We start from the raw sequence: 15,564 nt of genomic DNA, 5'->3' as shown, positions 1-15,564 counted from the left end.
TTGCGAACCGGGGGCCCTTTCCCAGCCGCGCACGAGGTCCGCGGCGTGCCCGCCGATAGACTCCGGCCGGTGAACGCAGCAAGCAGCGCCGCCCCGCGCGTCGTCGTCGGAGCCGCCATCCGGGCCGGACTCGACGTCCTGGCCGCCGCCCGCGCCTACCCGCCCGAGCTCGCGGGCCTCTGGGAGTTCCCCGGCGGCAAGGTCGAACCCGGCGAGACCGAGCCCGAGGCGCTGCGCCGCGAGTGCCGCGAGGAGCTCGGGGTGGAGGTCGCGGTCGGCGAGCGCGCCTGCGGGGACCTCGTCACCGGCGGCGGCCGGTTCCTGCTCCGGATCTACTTCGCCACGCTCGAGAGCGGCGAGCCGCGCGCGAAGGAGCACGCCGAACTGCGCTGGCTCGCCCCCGAGGCGCTCGACTCGGTGCCGTGGCTGCCGGGCAACCGGCCCGCCGTCGAGGCCATCCGGGAGTCCCTGAGACCCTGAGCGATCCATGAACCCCAAGGCCGGTCCGCGAACCCCCGGGGGCCGACGGCGCGGCGGGCCGCCGCGCGGCGTTCGAGACGCTAGAAGAAGGTGCGGACCGCGTCGACCACGAGGCCGGTCGCCTCGTCCACGACGGGGATCAGGCGCCACTTGTCGAAGCTCGTGCACGGGTGCGAGAGCCCCAGCTCGACGACGTCGCCCACCGCCAGGCGGTCGGGCGCGCCCTTCAGGAACAGGTGCTGGTCGCTGATCTGCGGGCAGTGCGCCGGTCCGCGGCCGGGCGCGTCCCCGAGCCCCAGCGGGACCGGGAGGTCCTGGTCGAACGGGAGGTCGCGCCTGCCCGCGTCGAGGATCGCCAGGCCCGGCTCGGGGCGCGAGAGCACCCGCGACCGGGCGGTGAGGGCGGGCCGCAGCCCGGGCCCGTCGCCGCCGCGGGCGGCCGGGGTCCAGCGGGCGTAGCAGCCGTGGTCGTGCACGAGGTAGGAGCCCGAGCGCAGGAGCACCTCGGCGGTGCCGGCGAGCGGACCGAGCACGGCCGCGACCCGGTCGAAGTAGGCGCTGCCGCCCGCGGTGACCACCGGCCGGTCGGTCTCGAAGTCCAAGGCCGCGAACAGGGTCGCGAGGTCGCCGAGGTAGTCGTCGACGGCCGCCAGGGCGGCCGCGTCGGTCCCGGCGGTCACCGCGCCCTCGTACCCGGCCACGCCCGCGAGGCGCAGGTTCGGGGCGGCGGCGACGCGCGCGGCGACCGCGAGCGCGGCCTCGATGCTCCGCGCCCCGGCCCGGCCGCCGTCGGCGCCGAGCTCGACGAGTACATCGACCGTCGTGGTCGCGGCCGCTGAAAGCAGGTCGACAGTCGCCTCGGAATCGGAGAAGAGTCCGATGGCGGTGCCTTCGGCGGCCCATGCGCTCAGACGCGCGACCGCGGCGGGATCGGCGATCTGGTTGGCGATGAGGATGCGGGGCACGCCGAAATGGCGGGCCACGCCCGCCTGGAAGGGGGTGGCGACGGTGATCCCGGCGGCTCCGGCCTCGAGCTGGCGCCGCCAGAGCTGGGGGGCCATGGTGGCCTTCCCGTGCGGGGCGAGCGCGAGGCCGCGCTCGGCGCACCAGGCGGCCATGGCGCCGAGGTTGTGCGCGAGGGCCTGCTCGGAGAGGGTCACCGAGGGGGTGGGGAGGGCGGAGACGGGGGCCCCCGAGGCGGTCCACTCGGCGATGGTGCGGCCGTGGGCCGAGTCGGGGACGCCCTTGTGCCGCCAGTCGAGGACCTCGTCGCGGAGGCCTTGCAGCCGGGTCTCGTCCATCGCGTACCGCCCTTAACTGGAATGTATGTTTACTATATGACCGAGAAACTCGCCGTCCGCACCGCCGCCGCCCCCGCGCCCGCCCACGCCTTCCCGCAGGGCGTCCGCAAGGGCCCGCTGCTCGCCGTCTCCGGGCAGGGCCCCGTCGACCCGGCCACCGGCGAGTACCTCCACCCCGGCGACGTGCGGGCCCAGACGCGCCGGACCCTCGAGAACGTCGCGGCGATCCTCGAGGCGGGCGGCGCGACCGTGGGCGACGTGATGACCCTGCGGGTGTACCTGGCCGACCGCGCCGACTTCGCCGCCATGAACGAGGTCTACGAGGCGTTCCTGACCGAGCGCTCCCCCGAGGGCGTCCCGTTCCCGACCCGCACCACCGTCATCTGCACCCTCCCGAGGGCCGAGATGCTGGTGGAGGTCGACGCGATCGCCTACGTAGACTGACGCTCCGTGCCGGGTGAGGGAGGGCGTCGAATGGCGGCAATGGACTTCGTGATCCGAGGCGCCGAGATCGCCGACGGGACGGGCGCGCCCCGCTTCCGGGCGGAGGTCGGCGTCAAGGACGGCCGCATCGCGGCCGTCGGCGACCGCCTCGACCTCGACGGGGCCGAGGTCGTCGACGCCGGGGGCCTGGTCCTCGCGCCCGGCTTCATCGACATGCACGCCCACTCCGAGCTGGCGGTCCTCCACGACCGCGACCACCTCGCGAAGCTCGGCCAGGGCTGCACCCTCGAAGTGCTCGGCCAGGACGGGCTCTCGTACGCGCCGGTGGACGAGACGACCGCGCCGCAGATGCGGGAGGCCATCGCCGCCTGGAACGGGCGCCTGGACGTCGGGTACGACTGGCGCACGGTCGGCGAGTACCTCGACCGGCTCGACCGGGGCGTCGACGGCCGCGGCATCGCGGTGAACGCCGCCTACCTCGTCCCCCACGGCACCGTGCGGATGCTCGCGATGGGCTGGGAGGACCGGCGCCCGACCGCGGCGGAGCTCGACGCCATGAGGGCCGCCGTGGCCCGGGGCATGGAGGAGGGCGCGTTCGGGCTCTCGGCGGGCCTGTCCTACACGCCGGGCATGTACGCGGAAACGCCCGAGCTCGTGGAACTGTGCAGAGTGGTCGCCCGGTACGGCGGCTACTTCGGCCCCCACCAGCGCAGCTACGGCGCCGGCGCGATGGAGGGCTACGCGGAGATGATCGCGATCAGCCGCGAGGCGGGCTGCGCCCTGCACCTGGCGCACGCGACGTTGAACTACGACGTGAACGCGGGGAGGGCGGCCGAGTTCCTCAAGCTGGTCGACGAGGCGCTGGACGAGGGCGTCCCGGTCAGCCTCGACACCTACCCGTACCTGCCGGGCATGACCATGCTCGCGGCGCTGCTGCCGAGCTGGTCGCTCGCGGGAGGCTATGCGGCCCTGAGGGAGCGGTTGGCGGACCCGGAGGTCCGGGCCCGGATCGTCCACGAGCTGGACGTGACCGGCACCGACGGCGCGAACGGCGTCCCGGCGGACTGGGCGCGGTACGAGATCACGGGGGTCACCAGGCCCGAGCTGCGCGAGTACGTGGGGAGGTCGGTCGCGGAGGCGGCCGAGGCGCAGCGGCCCGCGGAGTTCTACCTGGACCTGCTGGTGCGCGACGACTTCGGCACCGGGTGCCTCATGCACGTGGGCAACGAGGAGAACGTGCGGGCGATCATGCGGCACGCCGTCCACACCGGATCGTCGGACGGCGTGCTCGCCGGGGACAAGATCCACCCCCGCGCCTGGGGGTCGTTCGCCCGGTACCTCGGGCACTACACGCGGGAGCTGGGGCTGCTGAGCGTGGAGGAGTGCGTGGCGCACCTGAGCGGCAGGCCCGCGGCGGTCCTCGGCCTGACCGATCGCGGTCTCGTCAAGGAGGGGTGCGCGGCGGACCTGGTGCTGTTCGACCCCGAGACGGTGGACGCCCGCTCCACTTTCGATGAGCCGCGGCGGCAGGCGGCCGGGATCCCGTACGTGTTCGTGAACGGCCGAGCGGCCGTTGCCGACGGGGAGCGGACCGAGGCCCTCGCGGGCCGGTCGGTGCGCCGCCCCGGCTCCCGGGGCTGAGGGAGGGCGCGGGGACGGCGGCGCCGGTGCTGGCGGCACCGTCGAAGCAATCGCTATCATGGGCCGCGTGCCCAGGCGGCGGGCGGGCGCGTCCGGCCGCCGCGCCGGGTGGACCGGGAACGGACGCCGACACGACACGCCACCAGAGATAGAGGTCCCCTTGAGCATCGCTTCCACGCACACGGCCGCACCCTCGTCGCCTTCGGCGATCACCCGGATCGAGACCTTCCTCGTTTCGCCCCGCTGGCTCTTCGTCCGCATCGAGACCGCCGACGGGCACGTCGGCTGGGGCGAGCCCATCGTCGAGGGGCGCGCCGAGGCCGTCGCGAGCGTCGTCGCGACCTTGGCGGAGCGGCTCCTCGGCGCCGACGCCGGGCGCATCGAGGACCACTGGCAGGTCATGACCAAGGGCGGGTTCTACCGCGGCGGGCCGGTGCTCTCCAGCGCCGTCGCCGGGATCGACCAGGCCCTGTGGGACCTCAAGGGCAAGGCCCTCGGCGTGCCCGTGTACGAGCTGCTGGGTGGCCCGGTGCGCGACCGGGCCCGCGTCTACACGTGGGTCGGCGGCGACACCGTCGAGGAGCTCGCCGAGCACGCCCTGCGCGCCAAGGAGCTCGGGTTCACCGCCGTGAAGTGCAACGGGGCGACGCAGCTGGAGCACATCGAGTCCCCGGCGGCGACGCACCGGATCGTGGACCAGTTCGCGGAGCTGCGCGAGGCCGTGGGCGAGGACATGGACTTCGCGATCGACTTCCACGGCCGCTTCTCGACCGCCATGTCCCGCCGGGTCCTGCCGCTGCTGGAGCCGCTGCTGCCGCTGTTCGTGGAGGAGCCGGTCGTGCCCGAGTTCTCGCGCGACCTGGCGCGGATCACCGCGGCGACGTCGATTCCGATCGCCACCGGCGAGCGGCTGTACTCGCGCTGGGACTTCCGGGACGTGCTGGCCGCGGGGATCGCGGTGGCGCAGCCGGACCTGTCGCACGCGGGCGGGATCTCGGAGGTCCGGCGGATCGCGGCCATGGCCGAGGCGCACGACGTGGTGATGGCGCCGCACTGCCCGCTGGGGCCGATCGCGCTCGCCGCGAGCCTCCAGGTGGACTTCGCCACGCCGAACTTCCTCATCCAGGAGCAGAGCCTCGGCATCCACTACAACGTGGGCAACGACCTGCTCGACTACCTGGTGGACCCGACCGTGTTCACGTTCACCGACGGGTACGTGCAGCGCCCGACCGCGCCGGGCCTGGGCGTCGAGGTCGACGAGGCCGCGGTGCGCAAGGCGGCCGCCGACCCGCACCGCTGGCGCAACGACGTCTGGCGCCGCCGGGACGGCGCCTTCGCCGAGTGGTGACCTCCGCGCGCTGAAAGGGCCCCCGCCGCGTTCGCGGCGGGGGCCCTTCGCTCATGCCGTCAGCAGTCGAGTTCCTCCAGGGTGAAGCTCAGTTCCGCCTCGGCCCCGGCGGTCACGTCGACCGTCGCGAAGTCGGCCGCGTAGCCGTCCTTGGAGGCGATCACCGTGTAGGTGTCCTCGGCGAACCAGAGCTCGTACGCCCCGTCCTCGTCGGACCGCAGGTGCTCGGTGTCGCCGCCGTCGACGCGGATCTGGACCTGGGCGCCCTCCAGGGCGGCCGTGGTGCCGTCGCAGGTCTCGGCCGAGACGGTGCCGAGGAGCTTGCCCTCCTCGACCTTCGGGACGACCACCATCGAGACCGACACGGTGGGCGAGGGGTGCGGGCTGACCACGTTCACCGTCAGCAGGGCCGAGTAGGTGCCCGGCTGGTCGACGCCGGCCTCCTCGGTCGCGCTGGACTTGACCGCGACGCGGACGGTCTCGCCGGCCGGGACGAGGACGGTGTCGTCCGACAGCGTCAGCCAGGACGTGTCGTCCGGGCGCTCGAAGCCGAGGACGCTGAAGTCGCCGTGGCCGATGTCGAGGGTGACCTCGCCGTCGCCCGAGCCGTTGTTCGTGAGGCTCAGGTACTGCGTCCACGAACCGCCTTGCTGCACATAGGAGTTCAAGGTGGTGGCGCTGACGCTGATGTTCGGCGAGCCGACCGCGAAGTCGGCCGTGACGACGCCGTCGGGGACGATCGCGACCGATTCGGTGGTGGAGCCGAACTCCGGGACGACGGCCGAGAACTCGGACGGGCCCGAGCCCGCCGCGAAGAGCCAGTAGTCGCCTTCGGCGTCGGTGACCGCGGCGTGCCCGGAGGCGGTGTGGGTGACCGTCGCGCCCGCGACGGGGGCGCCCGTGTCGAGGTCGGTGACGGTGCCGCGCACCAGGCCGCCCTCGACCGGGACGCAGTCGGCGGCGCCGCCGACCAGCACGTCGTCGATCTGCCACCACCAGGCCCAGGTGGTGTTGTCGTCGTAGTGGAACTTCAGGCGCGCCTCGGTCGAGTCGGCCCACTCGGACAGGTCGATCTCGACGGTCTGGTTGCGCGCGTTGGCAGTCGGGGCCCAGACGGTCTCCCAGGTGTCGCCGCCGTCGGGGCTGACGAGCACTTCGGCGACGGTGTCGTAGGAGCCCTTGTAGTAGTCGGTCGCGAAGGACAGCACCGGGGTGTCGGCGCTGGACAGGTCGAAGACCGGGGAGATCAGGTCGGTGTCCATGAGGTTCCCGCCCGAGCCCTGCTCGTCCGAGTCGGCGATGGCGAACCCGCCCGAGCCCGGGGTGAGGTTGCTGCGCCCGCCGGGGTTGTCGAACTCCCAGCCCATGGTGCCGCGGTCGACCACGGTCCAGCCGGCCGGCGCGGTGCCGCCCTCGAAGATCGAGCCGAGCGGTTCGAAGCCGTAGCCGGGGGCGACGCAGCCCTCGGCGATCGGGACCTCGATCTCGAGGTCGGCGGCGGAGACAACGCCGACGGTGACCTCCTGGTAGCCGGGGTAGTCGGCGTCGACGACCAGCTCCCACTCGCCCACGGGGAGGGTGAGGGCGAACTCGCCGGTGAGCGGGTCGGTCGTGGTGGACGCTTCGCCGCCGGCGGTGGCGACGGTGGCCGGGAGCGGCCAGCCGTGCCCGGAGCCGTCCACGACAGTGCCGGTGACGGTGGTGGACTCGACGGCGGTCATGACGCCGTCGAACACGGCCGTCTCGCCTTCGGTGACGCTGACCGAGCCGGTCAGGTCGGCGTAACCGAACTTGGTGCCCGTCACGGCGTACTCGCCGACGGGGAGCACCGGCACCGCGAAGGCGCCGTCGGCGCCGGTGGCGGCGGTGCGGGTGAACTCGCCGGTGAAGGTCAGCTTCGCGCCTTCGACGGGTTCGCCGGCGTCGTCCACGATGGTGCCGGAGAGGGCGCCGGTAGCGCCGATGGGCGAGGCCAGGACCGCTTCGAGCGCGTCGAGTCGGCCGTGGCCCCAGACGTTGTTCAGTTCGGCGGTGCCGCCGCACTGGTCGTCGTCGGTGGCGACGGCGGTGCTGGTGAGGGCCTCGTAGACCGCGTCGTAGTCGCCGTCGAGCGCCGGTGCGGCCGAGAGCATGAGCGCGACGGTGCCGGCGACGTGCGGCGCGGCCATGGAGGTGCCGCTGCCGGTGCCGTAGCCGGTGCCCGGGAGCGAGGAGCGGACGGTGACGCCGGGGGCGGAGAGGTCGGGTTTGACCTGGCCGTCGCGGCCGGGGCCGCGGGCGGAGAAGTAGCCGATCTCGTTGTCGACGTCGTGGGCGCCGACGCCGATGACGTTCGGGTACAGGCCGGGCGAACCGGCGGATTCGCAGCCCTCCTCGCCGTTGTTGCCCAGGGACATCACGGGGATGATCCCGGCGGCGTGCCACAGGGCCACGATGTCCTCGTAGAACGGGTCGTCGACGGAGGCGGTGGTGCCCCAGGAGTTGTTGACGACGTCGGGTGCCTTGGACGGGTCGGGCGAGGTGCCGTCGGCCTTGGTCGGGGCGGCGATCCACTGGCCGGACTCGATGAGGGCCTCGGCGCTGGGGCAGCAGCCGTTGACGGCGATCCACTCGGCGCCGGGGGCAACGCCGATCTGGTTGTCGCCGCCGTCGTCGCCGACCATGGTGCCCATGGTGTGGGTGCCGTGGCCGTCGGTGTCGCAGGGGGCGTCGCCGGAGCAGGCGTCCGCGACGTCGTAGAAGTTGTAGTCGTGGGTGAAGGTGCCGTCGCCGTTGTTGCCGCGGTACTGGTTCACCAGGGCGGGGTGGTCGTAGTCGACGCCGGTGTCGATGGAGGCGACGACGATCCCGGTGCCGTCGTAGCCCATGTCCCACACGTCCGAGGCGTGGATGTTGTCGAGGCCCCATTCGACGGCGTCGGGTCCGGGGTCGGCGACGAGGGGCTCGACGGGTTCGATGAGCTCGTACTCGGGGGCCTGGACGACGCCGGCGACGGTGTCGAGGCGGACGAGTTCGGCGAGGAGGTCCTCGTCGCCGGTGACCTTGACGGTGTTGGAGCCCCAGTAGGACTCGTAGGCGGCGCCCTCCTCGTCGAGGAGGTCGATCACGTCCTGCTGCGAGGTGGCCGCGAAGTCCTGGGCGGCGGCGACGGCCTGGGCGCCCTTCTCGGTCTTGGTGTCGGCGGCGAAGGCGGGGTCGTAGTCGGGGGCGCCTTCGAAGCGCACCCAGAGTTCGGCCTCGCCTTCGGCTTCGATCGCGGCGAGCAGGCCGGGGGCGGCCTTCTCGTCGACGAGGGCGTCGGTCGCGGGTTCGGCGAAGACGGCGGTGCCCGGTAGGGCGGACACCAGCAGTCCTGCCGCCGAGGCCGCGAGGGCCTGGGCCACGCGTCGTTGCAACTTGATCACGACGGCTCCTGTTCTGTTGGGGGGCTTCGGGACGGGGTTCCCGGTGCCGAAGCGGGCGTGGTTGTCGTGCGGCGCCCCTCCGGATGTGAGGGAAGCACGGAGAACACGGTGCCAGTCCGCAAAGGAACGCACAAGACCCCACTTTGCACACTTCGGCCGTACCGGTGCGGATCATGGGACGGCGGACATGCGACCCGAAGCGAATGAAACGCGCGTGCCGGGCGGGTCGGGCGGAGCCGACAGTTGCCCTGAACTCGGACGATTCCCGTCCCGGTGCGCTCCGAACGACTCCGCCCGCGCGTTCGTAACGGTGCGTGAACCAGAACGAAACAGCGCGTGCGCGTTTTCAATGTGACCAAGATCACTAAGGAAGGTTTCCCGTAGGGCGTGATGCGATATGACCCCAGGGTTGCAGCACCGCCTAAAGCGCCATTGCGGTGATTGATGGCCGCTCGCACCTTGTGCCCCAGAAGGGAATACCTCGATCGACGGGCTCTTCGAAGCCGCCGCCCGCGGCCCCGAACGGCCCTCGCGACTCCCGTCGGGACGGTGATCGCCCGCCGCCGCGGAGGTGACGCTCCGGGTTCCATGCGGGACCGAGAGCGAGGGCCCCGGCGGTCGCGCCGGGGCCCTCGTCCCATCCTGGTGCTACGCCTCGGCCTCCAGCGCGAAGTCGGCGCCGACCACGGCGTCGAGCTCGACCTCGGCGGCGGCGGTGCCGGTCGACCAGCCCTCCAGCGACGCTTCGAGGGTGGTCGCCCCCGCGTCGGTGAAGAGGACGTACTCGCCGTCGGCGCCGCTCACGGCGGTGCTCCCGGTGGCGGGGTCGGTGACGACCGCGCCGGCGACCGGGTCGCCGGTGACCGCGTCGGCGACGGTGCCGCGCACCAGGCCGCCCGCGAGCTCACCGCAGCCGATGCGGACGTTGTCGACCTGCCAGAACCAGGCCCACTGGCCGTGGTCGGTGTAGTGGAACTTGAGCTGGACGGCGGTCTGGTCGGCCCAGGCCGACAGGTCCACCGCCTCCACGGTGTCGAGCAGGTCCGCGTCGGTGTGCCAGACCTGCTCCCAGGTCGCGCCCCCGTCGACCGAGACCGACACGTCGGCCTCGCCGCCGATCCCATCGTCCACGAAGAAGCTCGCGAATCCCAGGGTCGGGTCCTCGGCGGCGGACAGGTCGAACGGCGCGGTGATCATGTCCGTGTCCGTCTCGAGCCCGGGGCCGGGCGCGTCGGCGTTCGCCTGCGCGAACCCGCCCGAGCCGGGCGTGGTGTTGCCGTACAGGTACGGGTCGTCGAACAGCCACGGGTCGCCGGTGCCCCGGTCGACCACCTCCCAGCCCGCGGGGACCTCCAGCGACTCGAAGCGCTCGTCGAGCACGTCGGAGCCGTAGCCGGGGGCCAGGCAGGCCGCGCTGATCGGGACCTCGATCAGGGCCGCGTCGGCGGGGTCCACGGTGAGCCGCTCGTAGCCGGGGTAGTCGGCCCGGACCGTCAGCGGCCAGTCGCCGTCGGCGGGGATCTCGAGGCTGAACGCCCCGGTGAACGGGTCGGTCGCGGCCGCGGCCTCGCCTCCGGCGGTCTCGACGCTCGCGTCGAGGGGCCAGCCGTGCCCGGAGCCGTCCACGACGGCGCCCTCGACGATCCGCGTCTCCAGCCTGGTGAGCTCGGCGTCGAAGACCGCCTCGCCGCCGCGGCCGACGCGGACCGAGCCGGTCGCGGTCTCGTAGAGGAACTTCGAGACGGTGACGTGGTAGCGCCCGGCGGGGACGCGTTCGAAGGCGTAGGCGCCGTCGGCGCCGGTGACGGCCTCGCGGACCACGCCGCCCTCGAAGACGAGCCGGACGCCGGCGACGGGCTCGCCGTCCTGGTCGGTCACGGCGCCCGAGAGGGAGCCGAACCTCCCGGCCGGGGCCTCGTCCACGGCGTCCTCGACGTCGATCCTGCCGTGCCCGTAGACGTTGTTGGCCTCCTCGTCGCCGCCGCACTGGTCGTCGGCGACGTCGGCGGCCGTGTCCGTCAGGGTCTCGTAGACGGCCTCGTAGTCGCCTTCGAGCGTCGGCGAGGCCGACAGCAGCAGCGCGATCGAGCCGGCCACGTGCGGGGCGGCCATGGAGGTGCCGTCGGCGGTGCCGTACTCACCGCCCGGGAGGGACGAGTAGACGTCCACGCCGGGCGCGGACAGGTCCGGCTTCAGCGTGCCCTCCCAGCCGTGGCCGCGCGAGGAGAAGTCGGCGATCTTCCCGTCCTCGTCGTAGGCGCCGACGGCGATCACGTTCTCGTAGATGCCGGGGCTGCCCATGGTGAGGCAGGAGTAGCCGCTGTTGCCGGCCGCGAAGACCGGGATGATGCCCGCGGCGTGCCAGAGGTCCACGACCTGGGCGTAGAACGGGTCGTACCCGTAACCGCCCCAGGAGTTGTTGACCACGTGCGGGGCCTTGAGCGGGTCGGCGCCGCGGCCCTCGGCGTCGGTGGGGGCGGCGATCCACTCCCCCGCCCGCAGCAGCGTCTCCTCGTCGGGGCAGCAGCCGTTGACGGCGATCCACTCCGCGTCGGGGGCGACGCCGATGCCGTCGGCGCCGACCATGGTGCCCATGGTGTGGGTGCCGTGGCCGTCGGCGTCGCAGGGCGCGTCGCCCTCGCAGGCGTCGGCCACGTCGTAGAAGTTGTAGTCGTGGGTGAAGGTGCCGTCGCCGTTGTTGCCGCGGTAGCGGTCCACGAGGGCCGGGTGGTCGTAGTCGACGCCGGTGTCGATGGAGGCGACGACGATGCCCTCGCCGGTGAAGCCCTCGGCCCAGACGTCGGGCGCGCCCACGTCCTCGACGCCCCACTGGACGGCCGCGGTCTGCACGGCGTCCCAGGTCTGGAAGTCGTCGCCGCCCTTGCCGCCGGGGGTGATCGGCTCGATCCGCTCCACCTGGGGGGCGGGCAGGATCGCCTCGACCTCGTCGAAGGCGACCAGGTCGGCGACCAGGTCGTCGCCGCCTTCGACCCTGATCGCCGAAGCGCCCCAGAAGGACTCGTAGGCGATCCCGGAGTCGTCGAGGGCGGCGGCGACCTCGGACTGCGAGGCCTCGGCGAAGGCCTTGGCGGCCTCCACGGCGGCGGTGCCCTGCTCGGCCTTGGTGTCGGCGGCGAGCGCCGCGCTGTAGTCGGGGGCTCCGGCGAACAGGAGCCACAGCTCCGCCTCGCCCTTGCCGTCGATCGCGCCGAGCAGGGCGGGGTCGACCTTGTCCTCGATGAGGGCCTGGATCTCGGTGTCGGGTGTCTGTGCCGAGGCGCCGGTGGCGAGCGCCGCCGGTACCAGCGCGCCCGCGAAGGCGGCGGCGAGGAGGCGGCGCGAGCGCCGCTGTGCAACTGTCACGAACTCTCCTTGTTGGGGGGTGGCCCCGCAGTGCCTGCCGCGGGACCGGGGGGTGGTCTCCGAAAGAAAGGAATTTGGTGACTATGGACATGTTCGCAGGGGTAACGCCACTTTGGTGTCCCCGACATCGATACGCCCTGAAGCGCGGCAACAGTTGCATTCAGAATGCTTTGCCCCGTAATCAATGCGGCCCCACGAGCCGCCGTGCGCCCCGTCCGGCGCGCGGGCCCCGCCGGAGGCGGCAAAAAGGCCCTGACGCGATGCGTCAGGGCCCGAAGGCCTTCGTGCCGGAGGCGGGGCTACTCGAAGCCGCCGAAGTCGCCGCCCCCGAAGTCACCGCCGCCGTAGTCGCCGCCGGCGTCCCCGCCGTAGTCGCCGCCGCCGTCACCGCTGTCGCCGCCGTCCGCGCCCGCGTCGCCGCCGCTGTAGTCGCCGCCTTCGACGGCGCCCATCGCGTAGGCGGGGGCGAGCATCGCGTCGAAGATCATCAGGCCGACGAACGCGCCCGCGGCGCCCGCGAGGGCGGGCTGCCACCACGGCGTGTTGTACCAGCCGGCCGGGACCGGCCGACCGTCCACATTGCCGCCCGGGTAGTAGTGGCGGTTCTGGTCGCTGGGGTCGGGCGAGCCGGTGTAGGTGCGGCCCTCGACCTCGGCGCTGACCGGCTCGGTGAGCGCGCCGGTGCTGCGCTTGCCGCGGAGGACCGGGATCTCGGGGCCGGGGTCCATGCCCATGGCGGTCCTGGCGGCGCGCACGTAGTGGAGGCCCTCGATCGCGGTCTCGGCGGCGAGCCGGTACTGGTGGATCGTGCGGGCCTGTTCGAGCTGGGAGCCGGAGGCGGTGTAGCGCTCCCCCGCGTCGGCGAGGGCCTGCCCGGCGGGGAGGTCGTCCCCCGGCGCGGTGAGGTTCATGGTCTGGCCGCCGAGGCGCTCGTACAGGCGCCGGGCCTCGGCCTCGGCGTCGGCGAGCTCGGCCTGGGCGCGCTTCTTGTTGGACTGGACCACGAAGGCGATGACCGCGATCGCGACCACCAGCAAGGTCAACCACAGCAACATGTACCGAGCCTACCCGCGGCCGCGCGCCTACACTGGCCCCTATGACGTGGGTCCTATTGGCGGTGGTGTGCCTCGCGGCGGGCGGTGTCGGCGGCTGGTACGCGGGGCGGTCGCGGCAGTCGGCGGAGCTGGCGGCGGCGACGGCGCGGCTGGAGGCCGCGGCGGACAACGAGCGGCGGCTGGAGTCGACGTTGAAGAACGTCGCGTACGAGGCGACCGACCACTCGCGCCAGGCGGTGGGCCAGGTGCTCGCGCCGATCGCGGAGACCCTGTCGCGCTACGAGAGCCGCCTGGGCGACGTGGAGAAGGCGCGGGTCGACGCGTACGCGCAGCTGCGGATCCAGCTCTCGGGGGTCGCGGACATCTCGGAGGACCTGCGGGAGCAGACCGGGCGGCTGCTGGGGGCGCTGCGGTCGCCGCAGGTGCGGGGCCAGTGGGGCGAGGTGCAGCTGCGGCGGATCGTGGAGGTCGCGGGGATGGTCGAGCACTGCGACTTCTCCGAGCAGCAGTCCGGGCTGGTGGACGGTCGCGGCGTGCGGCCCGACCTGGTGGTGCGGCTGTCGGGCGGGCGCCAGCTCGTGGTGGACGCGAAGGCGCCGCTCCAGGCCTACCTCCAGGCGCTGGAGTCGGAGGACGAGGGGCTGCGCGACGAGCTGCTGAAGACGCACGGGAAGCACCTGCGGCGGCACATGGAGTCGCTGGCGGGCAAGGAGTACTGGCGGGCGTTCGAGGACACGCCGGAGATGGTGGTGCTGTTCGTGCCGGCGGACGCGTTCCTGGACGCGGCGCTGCGGGGGGACCCGGCGCTGCTGGAGGACGCGTTCGGGCGCGGGGTGGTGATCGCCTCCCCGGCGACGCTGATGGCGCTGCTGCGGACGGTGGCGCACACGTGGCGGCAGGAGGCGCTGGCGGTGCACGCCAAGGAGGTGCACCGGCTGGGCCGGGAGCTGCACGAGCGGCTGGGGTCGGTGGCGGGGCACTTCTCGCGGCTGGGCTCGTCGCTGGAGGCGGCGGTGGGCTCGTACAACGCGGCGGTGGCGAGCGTGGAGTCGCGGCTGCTGGTGACGGCGCGGCGGTTCAGCGAGCTGGAGGTCGCGGGCGAGGCGCCCGAGTCGCCGGCGCCGGTGGTGACCCCGGCGAGGAGGCCGACGTGGGACTCGGACGCGGTGAGCGGTGAGCGGTGAGCGGTGAGCGGTGAGCGGTGAGCGGTGAGCGGTGAGCGGTGAGCGGGCGATGATCGCCCCGGGCGCCGCGGGGCTCAAGGCCGTCTGCCGTCCCTAACCCCCACCCTCCCGAGAGGGGAAAGGTAAGGCCGACTTTCCCGCTCGGGTGCGACAAAAACCGGGACCGGCGGCGCCCGTGTCACCCGAAAGAGTGAAGCGGGACCGGGCGCGGAAGGGCCGGCCGCAAGGGCGGACGGCCCGGCAACGCGAACGGACTACCCGGCCGCGCGCTATCGCGCGGCCGCCTCGGCCTTCGCCTTCTCCGCGGCCTTCAGGTCCTTCACGAGCTCGCGCGGCAGCGAGAAGGTGAGCTTCTCGGTCACCGGCTCGAACTCCTCGACGCTGGCGAAACCACGCTCGGCCAGGTGGGCGAGCACGTCCTGCACGAGGTTGTCGGGCACCGACGCGCCCGAGGACAGCCCGACCGTGGCGGCGCCCTCGAGCCAGGCGTCCTCGATCTCGTGCGCGAAGTCGATGAGGTGCCCGCTCCCGGCCCCGTGCTGCACCGCGACCTCCACGAGCCGCACCGAGTTCGAGGAGTTCTTGGAGCCGACCACGAGCATCACGTCGCAGTCGGCGGCGATGTCCTTGACCACCTGCTGGCGGTTCTGGGTCGCGTAGCAGATGTCGTCGCTCGGCGGGTTCTGGAGCATCGGCAGGCGCTTCTTGAGCCGGTCCACGGTCTCCATGGTCTCGTCCACCGACAGCGTCGTCTGCGAGAGCCACACGACCTTCTCGGGGTCGCGGACGCTGATCCCCTCGACCGAGTCGGGCCCGTCCACGAGCTGGATGTGCGCGGGGGCCTCGCCGGACGTGCCGATGACCTCCTCGTGGCCCTCGTGGCCGATGAGCAGGATGTCGTAGTCCTCGCGCGCGAAGCGCCGCGCCTCCTGGTGCACCTTGGTCACGAGCGGGCAGGTCGCGTCGATGGCCTTCAGGTCGCGCTCGGCGGCCTGGTCGTGGACCTCGGGCGCCACGCCGTGGGCGGAGAAGACCACCACCGAGCCCGGCGGCACCTCCTCGTTCTCCTCGACGAAGACCGCGCCCTTGCCGGCGAGCGTCTCCACCACGTGCCGGTTGTGCACGATCTCCTTGCGCACGTAGACGGGGGCGCCGTAGAGCTCCAGCGCCTTCTCGACGGTCTCCACGGCTCGGTCCACGCCCGCGCAGTACCCGCGCGGCTTGGCCAACAACACTCGCTTCGGGTCTGCCACGCCTCGATGGTAACCGGCCGTCCGGTTTCGTCACACCCCACAGTTAGGCTGGCCACGTGACCGACGCACCGAGCAGCGCCGCCGAGCCGCC

Annotated in this window: 10 protein-coding genes; 5 read left to right on the top strand and 5 right to left on the bottom strand. The window is 73.0% G+C overall.

Features of this window, described 5'->3' with window-relative positions; genetic code table 11:
• Positions 1-69 precede the first annotated feature (69 nt).
• Positions 70-480: a (deoxy)nucleoside triphosphate pyrophosphohydrolase gene (locus tag LO763_RS23320; protein ID WP_230789601.1), complete on the top strand. Its 411-nt coding sequence runs from the start codon at positions 70-72 to the stop codon at positions 478-480.
• A gap of 80 nt (positions 481-560) precedes the next feature.
• On the opposite strand, the gene LO763_RS23315 is transcribed toward LO763_RS23320, so the two are convergent.
• Positions 561-1,781, bottom strand: a complete 1,221-nt coding sequence (locus LO763_RS23315; protein WP_230789597.1) for an alanine racemase — start codon at positions 1,779-1,781, stop codon at positions 561-563.
• Between the two features lie 36 nt (positions 1,782-1,817).
• Between LO763_RS23315 and LO763_RS23310 the strand changes: the two genes are divergently transcribed.
• The 3 genes from LO763_RS23310 (at position 1,818) to dgoD (ending at position 5,214) form a co-directional block, all read left to right on the top strand.
• On the top strand, positions 1,818-2,225 hold the full coding sequence (locus tag LO763_RS23310) for a RidA family protein (RefSeq protein ID WP_230789593.1): 408 nt from the start codon (positions 1,818-1,820) through the stop codon (positions 2,223-2,225).
• Positions 2,226-2,264: 39 nt separating this feature from the next.
• Positions 2,265-3,866, top strand: coding sequence for an N-acyl-D-amino-acid deacylase family protein (locus LO763_RS23305; RefSeq protein ID WP_230789590.1), 1,602 nt, complete (start codon positions 2,265-2,267; stop codon positions 3,864-3,866).
• A gap of 160 nt (positions 3,867-4,026) precedes the next feature.
• Positions 4,027-5,214: a galactonate dehydratase gene (gene dgoD / locus LO763_RS23300; RefSeq protein WP_230789587.1), complete on the top strand. Its 1,188-nt coding sequence runs from the start codon at positions 4,027-4,029 to the stop codon at positions 5,212-5,214.
• A gap of 59 nt (positions 5,215-5,273) precedes the next feature.
• Here the strand turns inward: dgoD and LO763_RS23295 are convergent, their stop codons facing one another.
• The 3 genes from LO763_RS23295 to LO763_RS23285 all read right to left on the bottom strand — a co-directional run bounded on the left by LO763_RS23295 (position 5,274) and on the right by LO763_RS23285 (position 13,036).
• Positions 5,274-8,618, bottom strand: coding sequence for a S8 family serine peptidase (locus LO763_RS23295; RefSeq protein ID WP_230789584.1), 3,345 nt, complete (start codon positions 8,616-8,618; stop codon positions 5,274-5,276).
• Between the two features lie 648 nt (positions 8,619-9,266).
• A complete protein-coding gene (locus LO763_RS23290; RefSeq protein WP_230789582.1) occupies positions 9,267-11,981 on the bottom strand; it encodes a S8 family serine peptidase in 2,715 nt (904 codons plus the stop codon).
• A 299-nt stretch (positions 11,982-12,280) separates the two neighbouring features.
• Positions 12,281-13,036 carry a hypothetical protein gene (locus tag LO763_RS23285; RefSeq protein WP_230789579.1) on the bottom strand — a complete coding sequence of 252 codons (756 nt, stop codon included), beginning with the start codon at positions 13,034-13,036 and terminating at the stop codon, positions 12,281-12,283.
• Positions 13,037-13,077: 41 nt separating this feature from the next.
• Between LO763_RS23285 and LO763_RS23280 the strand changes: the two genes are divergently transcribed.
• The gene (locus tag LO763_RS23280) at positions 13,078-14,220 is read left to right on the top strand and encodes a DNA recombination protein RmuC (protein WP_230789576.1); all 1,143 of its coding nucleotides are present in this window, start codon (positions 13,078-13,080) and stop codon (positions 14,218-14,220) included.
• Positions 14,221-14,489: 269 nt separating this feature from the next.
• Here LO763_RS23280 and LO763_RS23275 read toward each other — a convergent pair whose 3' ends face one another.
• Positions 14,490-15,473 (bottom strand): 4-hydroxy-3-methylbut-2-enyl diphosphate reductase, encoded by a 984-nt coding sequence (locus LO763_RS23275; RefSeq protein ID WP_230789573.1) that lies wholly within the window; start codon positions 15,471-15,473, stop codon positions 14,490-14,492.
• Positions 15,474-15,564 lie beyond the last annotated feature (91 nt).

Source organism: Glycomyces amatae (genome assembly GCF_020991375.1).
Classification (GTDB): Bacteria; Actinomycetota; Actinomycetes; order Mycobacteriales; family Micromonosporaceae; genus Glycomyces; species Glycomyces amatae.
Note: the sequence above shows the minus strand (reverse complement) of the source record. Positions and strands in the feature narration are given on the sequence as shown.

Bases quoted from the DNA above. Each gene is read 5' to 3' on its own strand.
- LO763_RS23315 (WP_230789597.1), bottom strand. From the start codon at position 1,781: ATGGACGAGACCCGGCTGCAAGGCCTCCGCGACGAGGTCCTCGACTGG.
- LO763_RS23310 (WP_230789593.1), top strand. From the start codon at position 1,818: ATGACCGAGAAACTCGCCGTCCGCACCGCCGCCGCCCCCGCGCCCGCC.
- LO763_RS23305 (WP_230789590.1), top strand. From the start codon at position 2,265: ATGGACTTCGTGATCCGAGGCGCCGAGATCGCCGACGGGACGGGCGCG.
- LO763_RS23285 (WP_230789579.1), bottom strand. From the start codon at position 13,036: ATGTTGCTGTGGTTGACCTTGCTGGTGGTCGCGATCGCGGTCATCGCC.
- LO763_RS23280 (WP_230789576.1), top strand. From the start codon at position 13,078: ATGACGTGGGTCCTATTGGCGGTGGTGTGCCTCGCGGCGGGCGGTGTC.